The sequence below is a fragment of the Nocardia speluncae NBRC 108251 genome (assembly GCF_001613245.1).
GTDB classification, from domain to species: domain Bacteria; phylum Actinomycetota; class Actinomycetes; order Mycobacteriales; family Mycobacteriaceae; genus Nocardia; species Nocardia speluncae.
In genome coordinates this window covers 1-14,343 of sequence record NZ_BDBZ01000005.1, presented here as the reverse complement: position 1 = coordinate 14,343, position 14,343 = coordinate 1, and the positions used below count along the sequence as shown (strand labels likewise).

The following is a 14,343-nucleotide window of genomic DNA, read 5'->3' as shown; positions in this document are numbered from 1 at the left end:
GCCGTGTTAATTCTCTGCCTATCGACGGCGGGGTTCAGCGGCCGGCAATGAGGGAACTGCGGGCGAGTTCGGCGGCGCCGATCATTCCGGCCGCTTCGCCCAGTTGTGTGGTGCGGATCCGGGCCAGGGGGCGGTGGCCGTGTCCGGTGACCGCGGCCGCGTATTCCTCGCGGGCCTCGTCGAGAAACAGTGGCGCCGAACTGCTGACACCGCCGGCGACGACGACCAGGTCCGGGTCGAAGATATCGCCGACGAACGCCAGGCCCAGGCCCAGCCAGCGGGCGAAATCGGTCATCACTCGCAGGGCGAGCGGGTCGCCGTCCTGGGCGGCGCCGGCAACCCGGCGGCCGGTCAGTGCGCCGGGGTCGGCGATCACCTCTTTCGCCAGCAGTGACGGCGTGGGATCGGTGGCCACCAGTTCGATCGCGGATTCGGCCAATGCCGTTCCGCTGCAATACCGTTCCCAGCAACCCCGTTTTCCGCAGCCGCAGTCGCGGCCGCCGGGGACGACCTGCAGATGCCCGAGTTCCGGTGCGACCCCGTGGGTGCCGCGATACAGTACGCCGTCGATCAGTAGCGCGGCGCCGATCCCGGTGCCGATGGCTACGAGAACGACATTGTGTCCGCCCGCCGCGGCGCCGAACCGGTATTCGGCCCACATGGCGGCATTGGCGTCGTGCTCCAGGAGTACAGGCAGGCCGAGACGATCGGTGAGGCGTTTCGCCACCGGCGCGTCACGCCAGGGCAGATGTGGGGCGAACCGGACAGTGCTGCGATCCGCCGAGACGAACCCCGCCACGGCCAGGCCGACGGCGTCGATATCGTGCCGGTCGCCCAGTTCGCGGACCGCGCGCTCGAGCGCGCCTTCCAGTGCCGGGGCGGAATGCGGGGTCGGGCATTGCACCGTATCGAGAACCTCGCCGGTTCCGTCGACCACCGAGGCCCGGATATTGGTCCCGCCGATATCGATACCCACGGTCAGCGAAGCGCCCGGAGCGGAAGTGCTCATGGCTTGATGTTTACGGGTATACCTACATACCGGGATTTTCCGGAAGTGGCCGCGCGTGCGGTCGGCTCGGCCGGGGTGCCGGTATCCGGGTGATTGTCCCGGCCGTCCGCCGCGGCTCCGGCTCCGGTTTCGGCGGTCGGCAGGTGCTCGCCCGGATCGCTCGCCGTACCGTGTCCGTCCCGGCGATCGGAACGGCCGTGGGTGGCCGCAGGTCCCGGACCGTGCCCGTACGGCATCACCGGATCGACCGGTTCCCCCGCGAGCGCTTCCCGCAGGATGGTGACGATCGCCGTACCGTGTGCCGCGACTGTCGCCAGTACTTCGTGCTGTTCCCCGCGAACCAGTGCGGCCGCGGCGCACAGCGGGCACCAGGTGCAATTACCCCACTCCGGTTTGTCGTCCGCGGCGACATCGCGCAGTACCGGTTCCACCCGCTCCAGCACGGCCTCCGCGAGCAGGCGCAGTTCCTCGGCGAATTCGGCGATACCCTCCGGCTGCCGGTAATCGGTTCCGGTCATCGCGGCCACTCCTGCGGGTCGGGCCGGAAACGGATCACCAGGTATCCGTTTTCCAGGTCGGCGGTACTGACGGTGCAGCGGCGCAGTACCGGCGCCAGGCGCAACCGCCGCCGCACGCCGTCGGCTCCCACGATCAAATCGTCCTCCACTCGTCCCAGGCGCAGCGTGGCCGGATCCGCTACCGGAAGCTGGATACGCAGCGCATATACCGAATGCAAACCCGACCCCGATTCCAACCGGACGGTGGGTTCGGTGGCCGCCCCGGCCGTCGCCGAACCCGCATCGTCGCGCATCGACGCGTCGCTGTCACGCCGAACGGCCCCGGCGTGGCCGATATCCGTCACCGGCCCGGTGGTGCCGCCCCCGCCGGCAGACGCGAGGTCGCCGGTGCCGTCCGCGAACGCGAGTTCGCCGGTGTGCTCGGCCGGAACGACGCAGGACAGTCCCGCGAGCGGGCCGATGCCCACCGGTTCTGTGCCGGTATGCCCGGCCACCAGGACCGGGATCTCCGGCATCGACCGGCGCAGTCCGGCGATCACATCCCATTGTTCGGCGTAGCGGTGCGAATACCAGCGCACGGCGGGGTGTTGCGGTTCCGGTTCCGGCGGCGGAACCTCGGGAAGCACTTTGTTCACCACCACCGCCCGCAGGCGTAGCCCGAGCAGCGCCGTCGCCGACCGCACCCGCGCCGATTCCGCGACCGCCACCCGTTCGGCCAGAGTGATCAGCCGGGCACTGGTGCGTTCGGAGTCGGCGAGCAGATCGCGGACCTCGGTGACGGCGGCGACGGTCCGCTGCATCGTCGCCGCCAGAACTGCGCGTCGCAGATCGGTGCCGATCGCGCTCATCATCCGCTGATGCGGGGGCCAGATCCGGTCCAGGTAGCCGAGCAGGGTTTCCGGCGCGGTGAGGATGCGCAGCATATCGGCGGTGGGCGGGCAATCCAGGACGATCACATCCCAGTCGTCGTCGGCGGCGTACTGGGTGATCTCCACCAGCATCAGCAGCTCCTGGACACCCGGCAGCCCGGTGAGTTCCGCTGGATCCAGCGCGCCCAGGTCGAGCCCGTGATCGTGGCCCGGGTCCGCCGCCAATACATCGGCGACCTCCCGGAAACGGTCCTCCAGCAATGCCAGCGAATCGAGTTCGATCGCGTCGAGACCGGGTACGACCCGGGTGATTCCCGGCACCGCGCCGGGGTCGTGCGCGAACCGGAAACCCAGTGCGTCCCCCAGGGAATGCGCCTGGTCCAGCGATGCCACCAGGACCCGCTGTCCCTCTCGCGCATATGCCATGGCCTGCGCGCAGGCCAGCGTCGTCTTACCGACACCACCCTTGCCGACGAACAGTTCGACCCGCGTCCGCGCGCGCCGGGTGTGGCCCGGCGCGCCGTCGGGACGGGCCTGCGCTGCGGTGCTGCGCGGCCCGGTCAGCCTTCGACCCGTTTCTTCAGTTCCTTGAGCGCGGTATCGGTGATCACCTTCTCCGCCTTGCGTTTGAACATGCCGATCATCGGAATGGTCAGATCCACGGTCAGTTCGTAACGCACCTCGGTGCCGCCGTCCGGCTGCCCGACGAGTTCGTAGCGGCCTTCCTGCGCCTTCTGCAGTTCACCGCTCACCAGCGTCCAGCTCACCGCCAGATCATCGGGGCGCCAGGTGTAGGACAGTACGTAGGTGTCCTTGACGACACCGGCGTCCAGGACGAATCGGGCGGTGCGTGCACGACCATCGGGCCCGGTCTCGAGTACCTCCACCGTTTTGGCAGCCGATACCCATTCCGGGTAGGACGCCAGATCGGCGATAACGGACATCACCTGCGGGGCGGGCGCCGCGATGACGATCGATCTCTGGGTCCGGTCGGCCATAGGTTCTCAGCGGTTCCTTTCGGCGGTGCGGTATGGAATTCGTTCAGTTCCCGGGTGCGACCCCGGCCGGCCGGTCGCCCTCGAGCCGATCCTTGAGTTCGAACGACATCACCTTGCCCGCGACCCGCCGCTCCCGGTTGGCCGCGGCGAGTTTGCGCGGTGGCAGCTGCCGCTGCGGTTCGGCGTGCAGGAAGTAGTGCAGGATCACTCCGTCCAGTGAGGGCTCCAGCCACACCTCCATGGTGCCGGTCAGTGCCCCCTGCACCGACCAGCGAATACCCTTGTCGCCGCGGTCTTCCCGGACATCGAGTTCGAGATCGGGCCACCAGCGCCGCCATTTGCCGGGGGCGGACAGCGCAGCGGCCACCGCGGCGCCCGGCGCGGCGAGAAATGTCTGGTCGGCGACCTGGATACTGCTCACCCGGCTGAGCGTAGTAGATGCTGAAACCTCCGGCGCCTGCGGCGCCGGAGGTTTTGCCCACGGGCCAAAACCTCACAGGGCCTCGCTGAACTCGGCTGCGCCGCTGGGCGCGTTGGGGTCGGTGCGGGCAGGATCGTTGAGGGTCTGGCCGGACTCGGCGGCGCCGCTGGTCGAGTTGGTGTCGGTCGTGGGGCGAGACCTTTCCGGGGCCTCGCTGGAGTCGGCACCATGGTGGTTGTTTTCTGTGGGAATCGGGCCGGGCAGGGACGAAGCCCGAGGCCCTACAGGTAGCCGCGGAGGCGGGCGCCCAGGGTGTCCCAGCGCCAGTGGTGATCGACGAAGGTACGGCCCGCGGCGCCCATGGCGGCGGCCGCGTCGCGGTCGGCGAGGATATCGCCGATCGCTTCGGCGACCAGGTCGGCGCGGCGTCCGTCGACAACGCGTCCGGTTTCGCCCTCCAGCACGGTTTCCGGTGCACCGCCCGACATTCCGGCGACCACGGGCACTCCGCTGGCGGAGGCCTCCAGATAGACGATGCCGAGACCCTCGACGTCCAGGCCGGCGCCGCGGGTGCGGGCCGGCATGGCGAAAACATCGGCGAGGGTGTGGTGGGCGGCGAGTTCGGCCGCGGCGACCCGGCCGGTGAACACGACATCGTCGCCGAGGCCGAGCGCTTCGGCGAGCCCGCGCAGCCGGTCTTCGTACGGGCCGCTACCGGCGATCACCAGGACCGCGCCGGGGATTCGTTCCCGGATCCAGCGCATCGCGATCAGCAGGACATCCTGACCCTTACGCGGTACGAGCCGGGACAGGCACAGAATCGTGGGCCGGTCGCCGAGGTTGTAGCGTTGGCGCAACTCGGCGCGCGCGGCGGGGTCGGGACGGAACTTCTCGGTATCCACGCCCGGCGGCAGATGTTCGAGCGCGGCGTTCGGCCCGAAGGCGGCCGCGAACCGGCGCCGGGTGTATTTACTGACGTAGGTGACGGTATCGGTGTTCTCGCCGATGACCCGCAGCGCCTGCCGCGCGGCCGGCAGCATCGACCAGCCCACTTCGTGGCCGTGGGTGCTGGCGACGATCCGTTCCGCACCGGCTCGGCGCAACAGCGGTGACAGCAGGGCCAGGGGCGCGGCGGCGCCGAACCAGACCGTTTCGCAGGCTTCGGAGCGCAGCAGCTTACGCGCGCGGCGCGCGACGGCAGGGGTCGGCAACATGAGCGAGGTGGGATGGCGAACCACCTGAAACGGCTGCTGCGCGTCGAATCGGGTATGGCTGTCACCGCGCCAGCGGGGCGCGTAGACAACCAGATCGTCCGGCGGCAGCTGACCGGTCATCGCCTGCAGATAGGACTGGATACCTCCCGGACGCGGCGGGAAATCATTGGTAACCAGCAGAGTTCGAGCCATACGACTCACAGTATTGGCGAACGCTGCCCGGCGCCCCTCCGGGGCTCAGTAGCGGCGCGCCGAATGGTAGGGCGTGGAATCCATCGGCGCGACGGCCACCGGAACCCCGAAGGTGGAAGCGTGCAGCATGAGGCCGTTACCGGCATAGATGCCTACATGGGAGATATCGTCGTAGAAGAAGACGATATCGCCGGGCTGCAGATCAGCGCGGTCCACGGGGGTGCCGTACGCGGCCTGCGCCGAACTCGTGCGCGGCACCTGCTTACCGACCTGTGCGAACGCCCACTGCACCAGACCCGAGCAGTCGAACTGGTCGGGGCCGGTGGCGCCCCAGACGTAGGGGTCGCCGACGCGGGTGAGCCCGGCGGCCAGCGCACTCGTACCGTTGCCGGGGACGAGATCCGCCAGCAGGCTGTCGCGGTCGAAGCCGGGCGGGAACGGGGAACCGGCGAGAGCGGTCCGGTCCGCGGTGGACAGGGTGCCCCAGACCTCGATGACCGCGGCGACCGCATTCTGCAGATCGGTTTGTTTACGACCCACATCGTCGCGCACGGAATCGGCCTGGTCGGTGGCGGTGCGCGCGGCGTCGGCAGCCGTCCGGGCCGCCGATTGCGCGGCCGTGGCCGCGTCGGTGGCGCGTTTGTACTGTTTGAGCTGGTCCGAGGTCTGGGCGGTGACAACGTCCAGCGTCGACATCTGGTCCAGGAGCTGCTGGGGTGAATCGCTGACCAGCACGGAGAACAACCGGTTGGTCCGCGCGCCCTGGTAGGCGGCGATGGCGGTGCGGTCGATCATCGGGCGGTACTTGGCCACCTCGTTGCGAGCCGCGTCGACGGCTGTGGTGGCCGCGGCGACCTTGGCATCGGCATCGTGCTGGATCGCGAGTTTCGCGTCGAGATCGGCCTGCGCGGTAAGTGCCTGCTGATTGAGCTGTTCGGTCTGCCGGGACAGGTCGATCATCTGCTGGACGGCTTCGGCGGCCGAAGCCGGCGCGGGTGCCGGATCGGCACCGGCGGGGCCACCACCGTGGAGCGCTACCGCCAGGAGTCCCACCGCGAGGGCTGTGCGTGCGGGCCGGTGATACGGCCCGGGATTGCGGTGACTCCGATGATGTGTTGCCACGGCCTGCCGTGCCCCGCTCTCCCTGTGACGCTGTGCGATGAACCCGTGAAGGTCTCGATTAGATTACGGAACGGGCCCGCGGGGTGTCCAGTACGACACGGAACGATCACGTCGTCGGATGAAAGTATCGCGCCGCGTGGACCCCCGCGGGACCGTGGCCGGTTCAGTAGCGGCGCGCCCCGGCGAACGGCATCGACGAGACGGGCGCCAGCTGAACCGGGGTACCGGAGGTGGACGCATGGACCACATTGCCGTCACCGGCGTACAGCCCCGAGTGGCCGCCGCCGTAGAACGAGACCACATCGCCGGGGCGGAGGGCGTCGAGCGAAATGGGGGAGCCGGCGGACAGTTGGGCACCGCTCGTTCGAGGTAGCTCGAGTCCCGCCTGTCTGTACGACCACTGCACCAGGCCGGAGCAGTCGAAAGAATCCGGGCCGGCGGCGCCGTAGACGTACGGCGCGCCGACCTTCGACATCGCGGCGTCGAGGGCCAGATCGCCGGCGGTCTTGATGGGGGTTACGAAAGGCGGCGGTGTGGCGGGGGAGCCGGGGGCCTCGACGCCGGGGATGCCCGCGGGGATCGGGATCTCGTTGGGCACCTCGAAGGTTCCCACGCCGTGGATGGTCACCGGCTGGGCGGCTGCCGGGGCGGCGGGCAGCAGGAACGCGCCCAGGGTGGCAGCGCCGACGACTCCGGTTGCGGCAGCCCGCCGCGCCTGTCGCTTGACGGTGTTGAACGCCATGATGCGGTCCTTCCGATCTCCCCCGCCGGCGGTACCGGTTTGGTGCGCCGAACTCCGCGAGGTCTCGAAAAGATTACGAACAGATCACGGTGATTTGTAAAGCCTGAGTCGTTGATAAGTGGGGGTCGCTCAGTTTTCCGGCGGCAAATTGTGCGAGTTGAGTCACACTGGCCGGCTCGGTTGCGTCGGGGTTACGTCCGGCCGGCTCGCGGGTGGTCGATCGGGCGCGTTACATCGGATTCGATGCCGAGTATCGTGCGATTTCCCTGGTTCGAGCGGGTGTATGTCGCATTGGTGACATCGGCCTGATGGGGATGTGTACGCATATTTGCCCGGGGTGGTGGAACAGGTTTTGGGCCGACCGACCATTTTCAGCCTTTCCGGGCAATTGGATAGCAACCGAACATCGACTGTGAACTGGGGCACATATATGTGGTGAATGGGCTCCATCCGGGGAACAGGAACAGGTTCCGGTGTCGGTCGCAGCGGTCGTCACGATCCGGTATCGCCGAACCTGTCGGACCCCGTCGGTACTCTGCTCGCCGTGTCCGAACCGATGCCGCTGCACGCCCGGCAGCTGGCGTTCGATCAACTCGACACTCCGCTCTACGACACCACCTTCGTGGTCGTCGACCTGGAAACCACCGGCACCAGCCCGGCCGAGGACGCCATCACCGAAATCGGCGCCGTCAAGGTGCGCGGCGGTGAGATCCTCGGCGAGTTCGCCACGCTGGTGGATCCGGGGCGTTCCATCCCGCCCGCGGTCATCCAGATCACCGGGATCACCACGGCGATGGTGCGGGCAGCACCGACCATCGACGCGGTTCTGCCCGGTTTCCTGGAGTTCGCAGCCGGGGCGGTGCTCGTCGCGCACAATGCCCGCTTCGATATCGGCTTCCTGAAGGCCGCGGCGGCGCGCTGCGAAACACCGTGGCCCCGCCCGCAGGTGGTGTGCACGGTCCGCCTCGCGCGGCGGGTGCTCGGCCGCGACGAGGCGCCCTCGGTGCGGCTCGGCTACCTCGCGCAGCTGCTCGGGGCGAGTACAAGCCCCACCCACCGGGCGCTCGACGATGCGCGTGCCACCGTGGATGTCCTGCACGCGCTCATCGGCCGGGTCGGTAATCAAGGAGTGCACAGCCTCCCGGAACTGATCGACTACCTACCCGATGTGACCTCCGGCCAACGCGCCAAACGCGCCCTCGCCGTCGACCTGCCCACCGCACCCGGTGTCTATCTGTTCCGCGGACCGTCGGACGAAGTCCTCTATATCGGGACAGCGGTGAATCTGCGGCGCCGGGTCCGCAGCTACTTCACCGGTTCGGAAACCCGCGGCCGGATCAAGGAGATGGTCCGGCTGGCCACCCGGGTCGACCATGTCGTGTGCGCACACGGCCTGGAGGCCGGGGTCCGGGAACTACGGTTGCTGGCCGCGCACGCGCCGCCCTACAACCGCCGATCCAAATTCCCGAAACGGGCCTGGTGGGTCGCGCTCAGCGCGGAGCCCTTTCCGCGGCTCACCCTGGTCCGCGACCCGGCCGGTCCGGCGGTCGGCCCGTTCCACGCGCGGGCCGCGGCCGCGGATATCGCCGCCACCCTCGCCGAATACTGCGGGATGCGCACCTGCACCGCCAAGCTGTCCCGCACCGCACTGCACACGTGCACGCCGGAAACCGTCGGTGGCTGCCCCGCGGCCGCCGATACACCCCGCACCGCTACCGACTACGCGCCTGCGGCCGCGGCCGCGCGAACACTCTTCGCGGGCACCGGCGATACGGCGATCCGCCACATGCTGGCCAGGATCGAGGAATACGCGGCCTCCGAACAATACGAATCCGCCGCCCGCCTGCGCGACCGCGCGACCGCCGTGATCCGCGCCCTGCACCGCACCCAGCGCCTGGCCGCGCTGGCCCGGCTCCCGGAACTGATCACCGCCCACCCCGACGGTGCCGGCGGCTGGGAATTCTCGGTGATCCGCTACGGCCGCCTCGCCGGCGCCGGAACCGCGCCCCGCGGCACACCACCGATGCCGGTGGTCGAACACCTCGTGGCCGCCGCCCAGACGATACGGCCGGTAGACGGGCGGCCGGACCACGCTGCGCTACCGCTCGCCGATACAGGGCCACAGTCCCCGCCGTTGCGTGGTGCACCACCGGAGGAGGTCGGGGTGATCGTGCGTTGGCTGGAACGTCCCGGAGTACGGATCGTGCGCACGGTCGAGGGCTACGCAGAACCCGCCCATGGCGCGGTGCGCTGGGTCGCCTGGGCCGACGCGGCGGCGGACGCCGCGCGGAGTGAGCATTCCTACGCCGAGGAGAGGGGGTAGCCGGCCGAGGCGCGGGTTTCGTTGCCTGTGTCCGGCCGAGGCCGGCGGCGAGCGTGCCGACATCTGCTCGACGCGCGGCGGCGCAGATCGGCGTGGCCGGCTGCCCGGTGCAGAAGATGGGACGGCACCGATCGGCGCCCTGTGGGTGCCGGTACCACCGGCCCGGACGGCGCGGGAACCGGACTCGTATACCGGTCGGAATACGAGTCGCGGCCGCCCGATACGACCGGTGCGCGGTCACCTCAGAGCTGTCGGCCACGCAGTTAGGCTGTTCCCATGATTACCGCGATCGTTCTGATCCAGGCCGACAACGGGCGCATCCCGGAGACCGCGCAGGCGGTGGCCGATACCGAGGGCGTCGCCGAGGTGTACTCGTGCGCCGGGGACATCGACCTGATCGCGCTGGTGCGGGTGCGCGACCACGAACAGGTCGCCGAGGTGGTCACCGGGCGGATCGACAAGGTCGCCGGGGTGCAGCGCACCGTCACCCATATCGCGTTCAAATCGTATTCGAGCGCGGACGTCGAGGCCGGCTTCTCCATCGGCGAATAGCGGTTATTCGCCGGGACGTGCGGTGTGGCCGGGGGCCGGCGGCATCCGGCCACACCTCAGTCCTCGCCGAGGGTTCGGGTGAGCGCGGCCCAGCGGTCCAGCAGGGTCTCGGTTGCGCCGCTGTCGATGGCGGCGGCGGCGCGTTCGATCCCGGCGACCAGGTGATCGTCGAGGTCGCCGTCGAGTTCCGCGCCGCGGGACAGATCGTATGCGGTGATCGCGGCCGCCGAGTTGACCAGGACCGCGTCGCGTACCGCACCCCGATCACCGGCGAAAACATCCCGGGCGACCTGTGCGTTCACGCGGGCGTCACCGCCGCGCAGCGCGTCCAGGTGAACCCGGGGGATACCGAGTCGCACCGGGTCGATAACCGTTTTCCGGACTCGGCCGCCCGCCACTACATAGGCGTCGGTGCTATCGGAGGTGGTGATCTCGTCCAGGCCGTCGTGGCCGCGCACCACCAGTGCCCCGGCCCCGCGGTCGGCGAAAACACCGGCGATGGTGTCCAGCAGGTCCGGGAATGCGCAGCCGACCAGACCGGCGCGGGGCTGGGCGGGGTTGGTGAGCGGGCCCAGCACGTTGAAAACCGTCGGTATCCCGATTTCTTTACGGGCCGGTCCGGCGAACCGCAGTCCCGAATGAAACAGGGAGGCGAAGCAGAAACCGATCCCCACCTCGCGCACACAGCGGGCCACCGATTCCGGGCCGAGGGCGAGTTTCACGCCGAGCGCCTCCAGCACGTCCGCGCCGCCGCTCTTGGAGGACGCGGCCCGGTTGCCGTGCTTGACCACCGGTACGCCGGCCGCGGCGACCACGACAGCGGACATGGTGGAAATATTCACTGATCCCGACCGATCACCACCGGTGCCCACGATATCGACCGCATCGCCGTCGACCTTCACCAGGCGCGCGTGGCCGAGCATGCCGCGCGCCATACCCGACAGCTCGGCGGGGGTCGGGCCTTTGATCTTCATGGCCACCCCGAACGCGGCGATCTGTGCGGCGGTGGAGTTGTCGGTGAAGATCTCGTCGATCACCCAGGTCGTATCGTCCGCGGTGAGGTCGTGGCCGTCGGCGAGGGCCCCGAGCATCTGGGGCCAGCTGCGCACGCTCATCTCAATCTCCTCGTAGCGCGGATGCGGGTGACCGAACGGTCATGCAACACCCTAATGTGCGCGTGCCCTGGCGTGCAGTGCTGTCTGCGCGAGAGTGGCTCCGGAACCCCCATTGCCGAACTACGTCCTGCCGGTGGATGCCGGGGGCGGGGGTGCGCGTCGAGCCGGGTACCGCATCTGCGCAGGTTCGCAAGCTGCTCCGGCGCCGGGGCAGCCGACACGCCGGGCCGGTGCGAGAGATGCGCTGAGCCGGTGAATCCCGACACAAAAGATCAAGATGGGAACCCGACTTCGACTGTCGTACTACGAAGAGTCATACTTACCCCGTGACGACCGCAGTAGGTACCTCAGGATCGGCCATAACCCAGCGTGTGCATTCGCTGAACCGGCCCAACATGGTCAGCGTCGGTACCATCATCTGGCTGTCCAGCGAGCTGATGTTCTTCGCCGGCCTCTTCGCGATGTACTTTGTCGCGCGCAGTCAGGCGCCTGAATGGCCCATGCCACCCACCGAGCTGAACCTCGGCTTGGCCATACCGGTCACTGCGGTGCTGATCGCCTCGTCGTTCACCTGTCAGATGGGTGTGTTCGCGGCCGAGCGCGGTGACGTGTTCGGGCTGCGCCGCTGGTATGTCGCGACCTTCTTCATGGGCCTGTTCTTCGTGCTCGGTCAGGGTTACGAGTACATCCACCTGGTGGACCACGGCACCACGATCTCGGGCAGCTCCTACGGATCGGTGTTCTATATCACCACCGGGTTCCACGGCCTGCACGTCATCGGCGGTCTGATCGCCTTCCTGTTCCTGCTCGCGCGCACCAGGATGAGTAAGTTCACCCCCGCGCAGGCCACCGCCGCGATCGTCGTCTCGTACTACTGGCACTTCGTCGACATCGTCTGGATCGGGCTGTTCGCCGTGATCTATTTCATCCAGTGACGTCGGCGTCGGCCGGCGCGCGAGCGCCCAAGTCAACACAGCCCGCCACGGTTCCGTCTACTCCAAAGGGACACAGATGAGTTCATCGCCCCCGACAGCGCCAGCGCCCGCCAGCGGTGGGCACGGCGAGGCCCGCAAGAAGCGCAGGCAGCGCCGCATCCGCCGACGGATCGCGGGTGGCCTCGCGCTCATGGTGGGCCTCGTCGGAGCCGGTTTCCTCGCCTCTGCGCTCACCCCCGAGCCCCAGGTCGCCACAGCGAACGAGGATTCGGTGGCGCTGATCCGCGAGGGTCAGCAGCTCTACGAGACCTCCTGCATCACCTGTCACGGCGCCAATCTGCAGGGTGTTCCGGACCGCGGCCCCAGCCTCATCGGCGTGGGCGAGGCGGCCGTGTACTTCCAGGTGTCGTCCGGCCGTATGCCGATGGTCCGCAACGAAGCGCAGGCCGAACGCAAACCCGCGAAGTTCGACGCCCACCAGACCGACGCGATCGGCGCCTATGTCGCCGCCAACGGTGGCGGCCCGACGGTGCTCCGCGACGCCAACGGTGAGCTCGCCCAGGAATCGCTGCGGGGCAACGATATCGGCCGTGGTAGCGAACTGTTCCGGATGAACTGCGCCTCGTGCCACAACTTCACCGGCCGCGGCGGCGCCCTGTCCTCGGGTAAGTTCGCTCCGCCGCTGGACCCGGCCTCCGAGCAACAGATCTACACCGCGATGCTCACCGGCCCGCAGAATATGCCGAAGTTCTCCGACCGGCAGCTCACGCCGGAAGAGAAGCGCGACATCATCGCCTACGTCAAGGACACCGCCGAAGCGAAGGATCCCGGCGGTTGGGGTCTGGGTGGTTTCGGCCCCGCCACCGAGGGCCTCGCCATCTGGGTGATCGGCATCGTGGCGGTCGTCGGTGCCGCGATCTGGATCGGATCCCGGACATGATCGGGCCGGTATCCGGAACCGTCCGCCGTACCCACAGCGCACGGCCGGGCATGCCCCAGCGGAAGGGCCTCAGCCATGAGTGACGAACAGGAGCGAAACGAGATGGGTCGCCTGGACAAAGATTCCGCGGCCGCGACCCCGGCGGAACCGACCGAGGCCGAACTGGACGCGATGTCGCGTGACGAGCTGGTCGAGCTCGGTACCGCGCGGGACGGTGTCGAGGTCGTCTACCGGCGGGAACGCTGGCCGGTGCCGGGTACCCGCGCGGAGAAACGCGCCGAACGGCAGGTCGCGATGTGGTTCGCGATCTCCGGTCTGGCCGCGGCCGCGCTGGTGGGTGTGTTCTTGTTCTGGCCCTGGGAATACAAGGGCAAAGACGACTCCGGTCACGGCATCTACTCGCTCGCCACGCCGCTGTACGGCCTGACCTTCGGCATCTCGATCCTGGCGATCGGTATCGCGGTGGTGCTGATCCGAAAGAAGTTCATTCCCGCGGAGCTTTCGGTCCAGGACCGGCACGACGGCAAGTCCAGTGAGGTCGACCGGCGCACGCTGGCCGCTCAGCTGTCCGACGCCGGCGAGACCTCCACCCTGGGCCGCCGCAAGCTGATCACCCGCACCGCCGGCGCCGGTGTCGGCGTATTGGGTATCGGCGCGTTGCTGGTGTTCGTCGGCGGCATGGTCAAGAACCCGTGGGCCAAGGGCGATAAATCGCCGCTGTGGGTGTCCGGCTGGACCCCCGACTACAAGGGCGAAACGATCTACATCCGCCGCGATACCGGCCGTCCGGAGGACATCGTGCTGGTACGGCCCGAGGATCTCGACGCGGGTGCCATGGAAACGGTGTTTCCGTGGAAGGAATCCTGGCGTGGTGACGAGCATGCGACCCTGCAGTCGCTACGCGGTATCCGCAATTCCGTGATGCTCATCCGCCTGCGGCCCGAGGATGCGAAGAACGCGATCAAACGCAAGGGGCAGGAAAGCTTCAACTTCGGCGATTACTTCGCCTACTCGAAGATCTGCACCCATCTCGGCTGCCCGACCTCGCTGTTCGAACAGCAGACCAACCGGATCCTGTGCCCGTGCCATCAGTCGCAGTTCTCCGCGACCGAATGGGGTAAGCCGATCTTCGGTCCGGCCGCCCGGGCACTGCCGCAGCTGCCGATCACCGTAAACTCAGAGGGGTACCTGGTCGCCAACGGTGACTTCATCGAACCCCTCGGCCCGGCCTTCTGGGAGCGTCGATCATGAGTGCTGGAACGGCTACCGGCCGCAAGCTCGCGGCACAAGCCAACGAAATCGACGAGCGGTATCGTGCCGCCGCCTTCATGAAGCGATCGATCAACAAGGTGTTCCCCACCCATTGGTCGTTCCTGCTCGGTGAGATCGCGCT

The 14,343-nt window shown here is 68.5% G+C and carries 14 protein-coding genes; 5 read left to right on the top strand and 9 right to left on the bottom strand.

From position 1 onward, the window contains the following. Nucleotides 1-34 precede the first annotated feature (34 nt). From NS6_RS08125 to NS6_RS08090, 8 genes are all read right to left on the bottom strand, one after another. Nucleotides 35-1,009 carry an ROK family protein gene (locus NS6_RS08125; protein WP_068038962.1) on the bottom strand — a complete coding sequence of 325 codons (975 nt, stop codon included), beginning with the start codon at nucleotides 1,007-1,009 and terminating at the stop codon, nucleotides 35-37. Continuing rightward, nucleotides 1,006-1,527 (bottom strand): hypothetical protein, encoded by a 522-nt coding sequence (locus tag NS6_RS35700; RefSeq protein WP_245669191.1) that lies wholly within the window; start codon nucleotides 1,525-1,527, stop codon nucleotides 1,006-1,008. The genes NS6_RS08125 and NS6_RS35700 overlap by 4 nt, the downstream gene beginning before the upstream one ends. Next, nucleotides 1,524-2,876: an ArsA family ATPase gene (locus tag NS6_RS08115; protein ID WP_084470847.1), complete on the bottom strand. Its 1,353-nt coding sequence runs from the start codon at nucleotides 2,874-2,876 to the stop codon at nucleotides 1,524-1,526. Before NS6_RS08115 ends, NS6_RS35700 begins: the two co-directional genes overlap by 4 nt. An 80-nt stretch (nucleotides 2,877-2,956) precedes the next feature. Next, nucleotides 2,957-3,394 carry an SRPBCC family protein gene (locus NS6_RS08110; RefSeq protein WP_068038956.1) on the bottom strand — a complete coding sequence of 146 codons (438 nt, stop codon included), beginning with the start codon at nucleotides 3,392-3,394 and terminating at the stop codon, nucleotides 2,957-2,959. 43 nt (nucleotides 3,395-3,437) lie between these two features. Further along, a complete protein-coding gene (locus tag NS6_RS08105; protein WP_068038953.1) occupies nucleotides 3,438-3,815 on the bottom strand; it encodes a polyketide cyclase / dehydrase and lipid transport in 378 nt (125 codons plus the stop codon). Nucleotides 3,816-4,096: 281 nt separating this feature from the next. Beyond that, entirely contained in the window at nucleotides 4,097-5,221 is a 1,125-nt protein-coding gene (locus NS6_RS08100; protein ID WP_068038951.1) for a glycosyltransferase family 4 protein, read from the bottom strand. 45 nt (nucleotides 5,222-5,266) lie between these two features. Further along, nucleotides 5,267-6,274 (bottom strand): NlpC/P60 family protein, encoded by a 1,008-nt coding sequence (locus tag NS6_RS08095; RefSeq protein WP_068038948.1) that lies wholly within the window; start codon nucleotides 6,272-6,274, stop codon nucleotides 5,267-5,269. 232 nt (nucleotides 6,275-6,506) lie between these two features. Continuing rightward, nucleotides 6,507-7,085 carry a C40 family peptidase gene (locus tag NS6_RS08090; protein ID WP_068038946.1) on the bottom strand — a complete coding sequence of 193 codons (579 nt, stop codon included), beginning with the start codon at nucleotides 7,083-7,085 and terminating at the stop codon, nucleotides 6,507-6,509. Nucleotides 7,086-7,641: 556 nt separating this feature from the next. Between NS6_RS08090 and NS6_RS08085 the strand changes: the two genes are divergently transcribed. Together NS6_RS08085 and NS6_RS08080 are read left to right on the top strand one after the other, a co-directional pair. Beyond that, nucleotides 7,642-9,408, top strand: a complete 1,767-nt coding sequence (locus NS6_RS08085) for a DEDD exonuclease domain-containing protein (RefSeq protein WP_068039030.1) — start codon at nucleotides 7,642-7,644, stop codon at nucleotides 9,406-9,408. Between the two features lie 276 nt (nucleotides 9,409-9,684). Continuing rightward, entirely contained in the window at nucleotides 9,685-9,960 is a 276-nt protein-coding gene (locus tag NS6_RS08080) for an Lrp/AsnC family transcriptional regulator (protein ID WP_068038943.1), read from the top strand. 56 nt (nucleotides 9,961-10,016) lie between these two features. On the opposite strand, the gene trpD is transcribed toward NS6_RS08080, so the two are convergent. Next, nucleotides 10,017-11,075: an anthranilate phosphoribosyltransferase gene (gene trpD, locus NS6_RS08075; protein ID WP_068038940.1), complete on the bottom strand. Its 1,059-nt coding sequence runs from the start codon at nucleotides 11,073-11,075 to the stop codon at nucleotides 10,017-10,019. 326 nt (nucleotides 11,076-11,401) lie between these two features. On the opposite strand from trpD, the gene ctaE reads away from it, so the two are divergent. The 3 genes from ctaE (at nucleotide 11,402) to qcrA (ending at nucleotide 14,201) form a co-directional block, all read left to right on the top strand. Continuing rightward, entirely contained in the window at nucleotides 11,402-12,010 is a 609-nt protein-coding gene (gene ctaE, locus NS6_RS08070) for an aa3-type cytochrome oxidase subunit III (RefSeq protein WP_068038938.1), read from the top strand. Between the two features lie 76 nt (nucleotides 12,011-12,086). Then, nucleotides 12,087-12,950, top strand: a complete 864-nt coding sequence (gene qcrC / locus NS6_RS08065; RefSeq protein WP_084470845.1) for a cytochrome bc1 complex diheme cytochrome c subunit — start codon at nucleotides 12,087-12,089, stop codon at nucleotides 12,948-12,950. Nucleotides 12,951-13,052: 102 nt separating this feature from the next. Continuing rightward, a complete protein-coding gene (qcrA, locus tag NS6_RS08060; protein WP_068039028.1) occupies nucleotides 13,053-14,201 on the top strand; it encodes a cytochrome bc1 complex Rieske iron-sulfur subunit in 1,149 nt (382 codons plus the stop codon). Nucleotides 14,202-14,343 lie beyond the last annotated feature (142 nt).

What these genes read in the sequence shown, in the direction of transcription:
- NS6_RS08125 (WP_068038962.1), bottom strand. Translation starts at nt 1,009, where the DNA reads ATGAGCACTTCCGCTCCGGGCGCTTCGCTGACCGTGGGTATCGATATC.
- NS6_RS35700 (WP_245669191.1), bottom strand. Translation starts at nt 1,527, where the DNA reads ATGACCGGAACCGATTACCGGCAGCCGGAGGGTATCGCCGAATTCGCC.
- NS6_RS08110 (WP_068038956.1), bottom strand. Translation starts at nt 3,394, where the DNA reads ATGGCCGACCGGACCCAGAGATCGATCGTCATCGCGGCGCCCGCCCCG.
- NS6_RS08100 (WP_068038951.1), bottom strand. Translation starts at nt 5,221, where the DNA reads ATGGCTCGAACTCTGCTGGTTACCAATGATTTCCCGCCGCGTCCGGGA.
- NS6_RS08090 (WP_068038946.1), bottom strand. Translation starts at nt 7,085, where the DNA reads ATGGCGTTCAACACCGTCAAGCGACAGGCGCGGCGGGCTGCCGCAACC.
- NS6_RS08085 (WP_068039030.1), top strand. Translation starts at nt 7,642, where the DNA reads ATGCCGCTGCACGCCCGGCAGCTGGCGTTCGATCAACTCGACACTCCG.
- NS6_RS08080 (WP_068038943.1), top strand. Translation starts at nt 9,685, where the DNA reads ATGATTACCGCGATCGTTCTGATCCAGGCCGACAACGGGCGCATCCCG.
- trpD (WP_068038940.1), bottom strand. Translation starts at nt 11,075, where the DNA reads ATGAGCGTGCGCAGCTGGCCCCAGATGCTCGGGGCCCTCGCCGACGGC.
- qcrC (WP_084470845.1), top strand. Translation starts at nt 12,087, where the DNA reads ATGAGTTCATCGCCCCCGACAGCGCCAGCGCCCGCCAGCGGTGGGCAC.
- qcrA (WP_068039028.1), top strand. Translation starts at nt 13,053, where the DNA reads ATGGGTCGCCTGGACAAAGATTCCGCGGCCGCGACCCCGGCGGAACCG.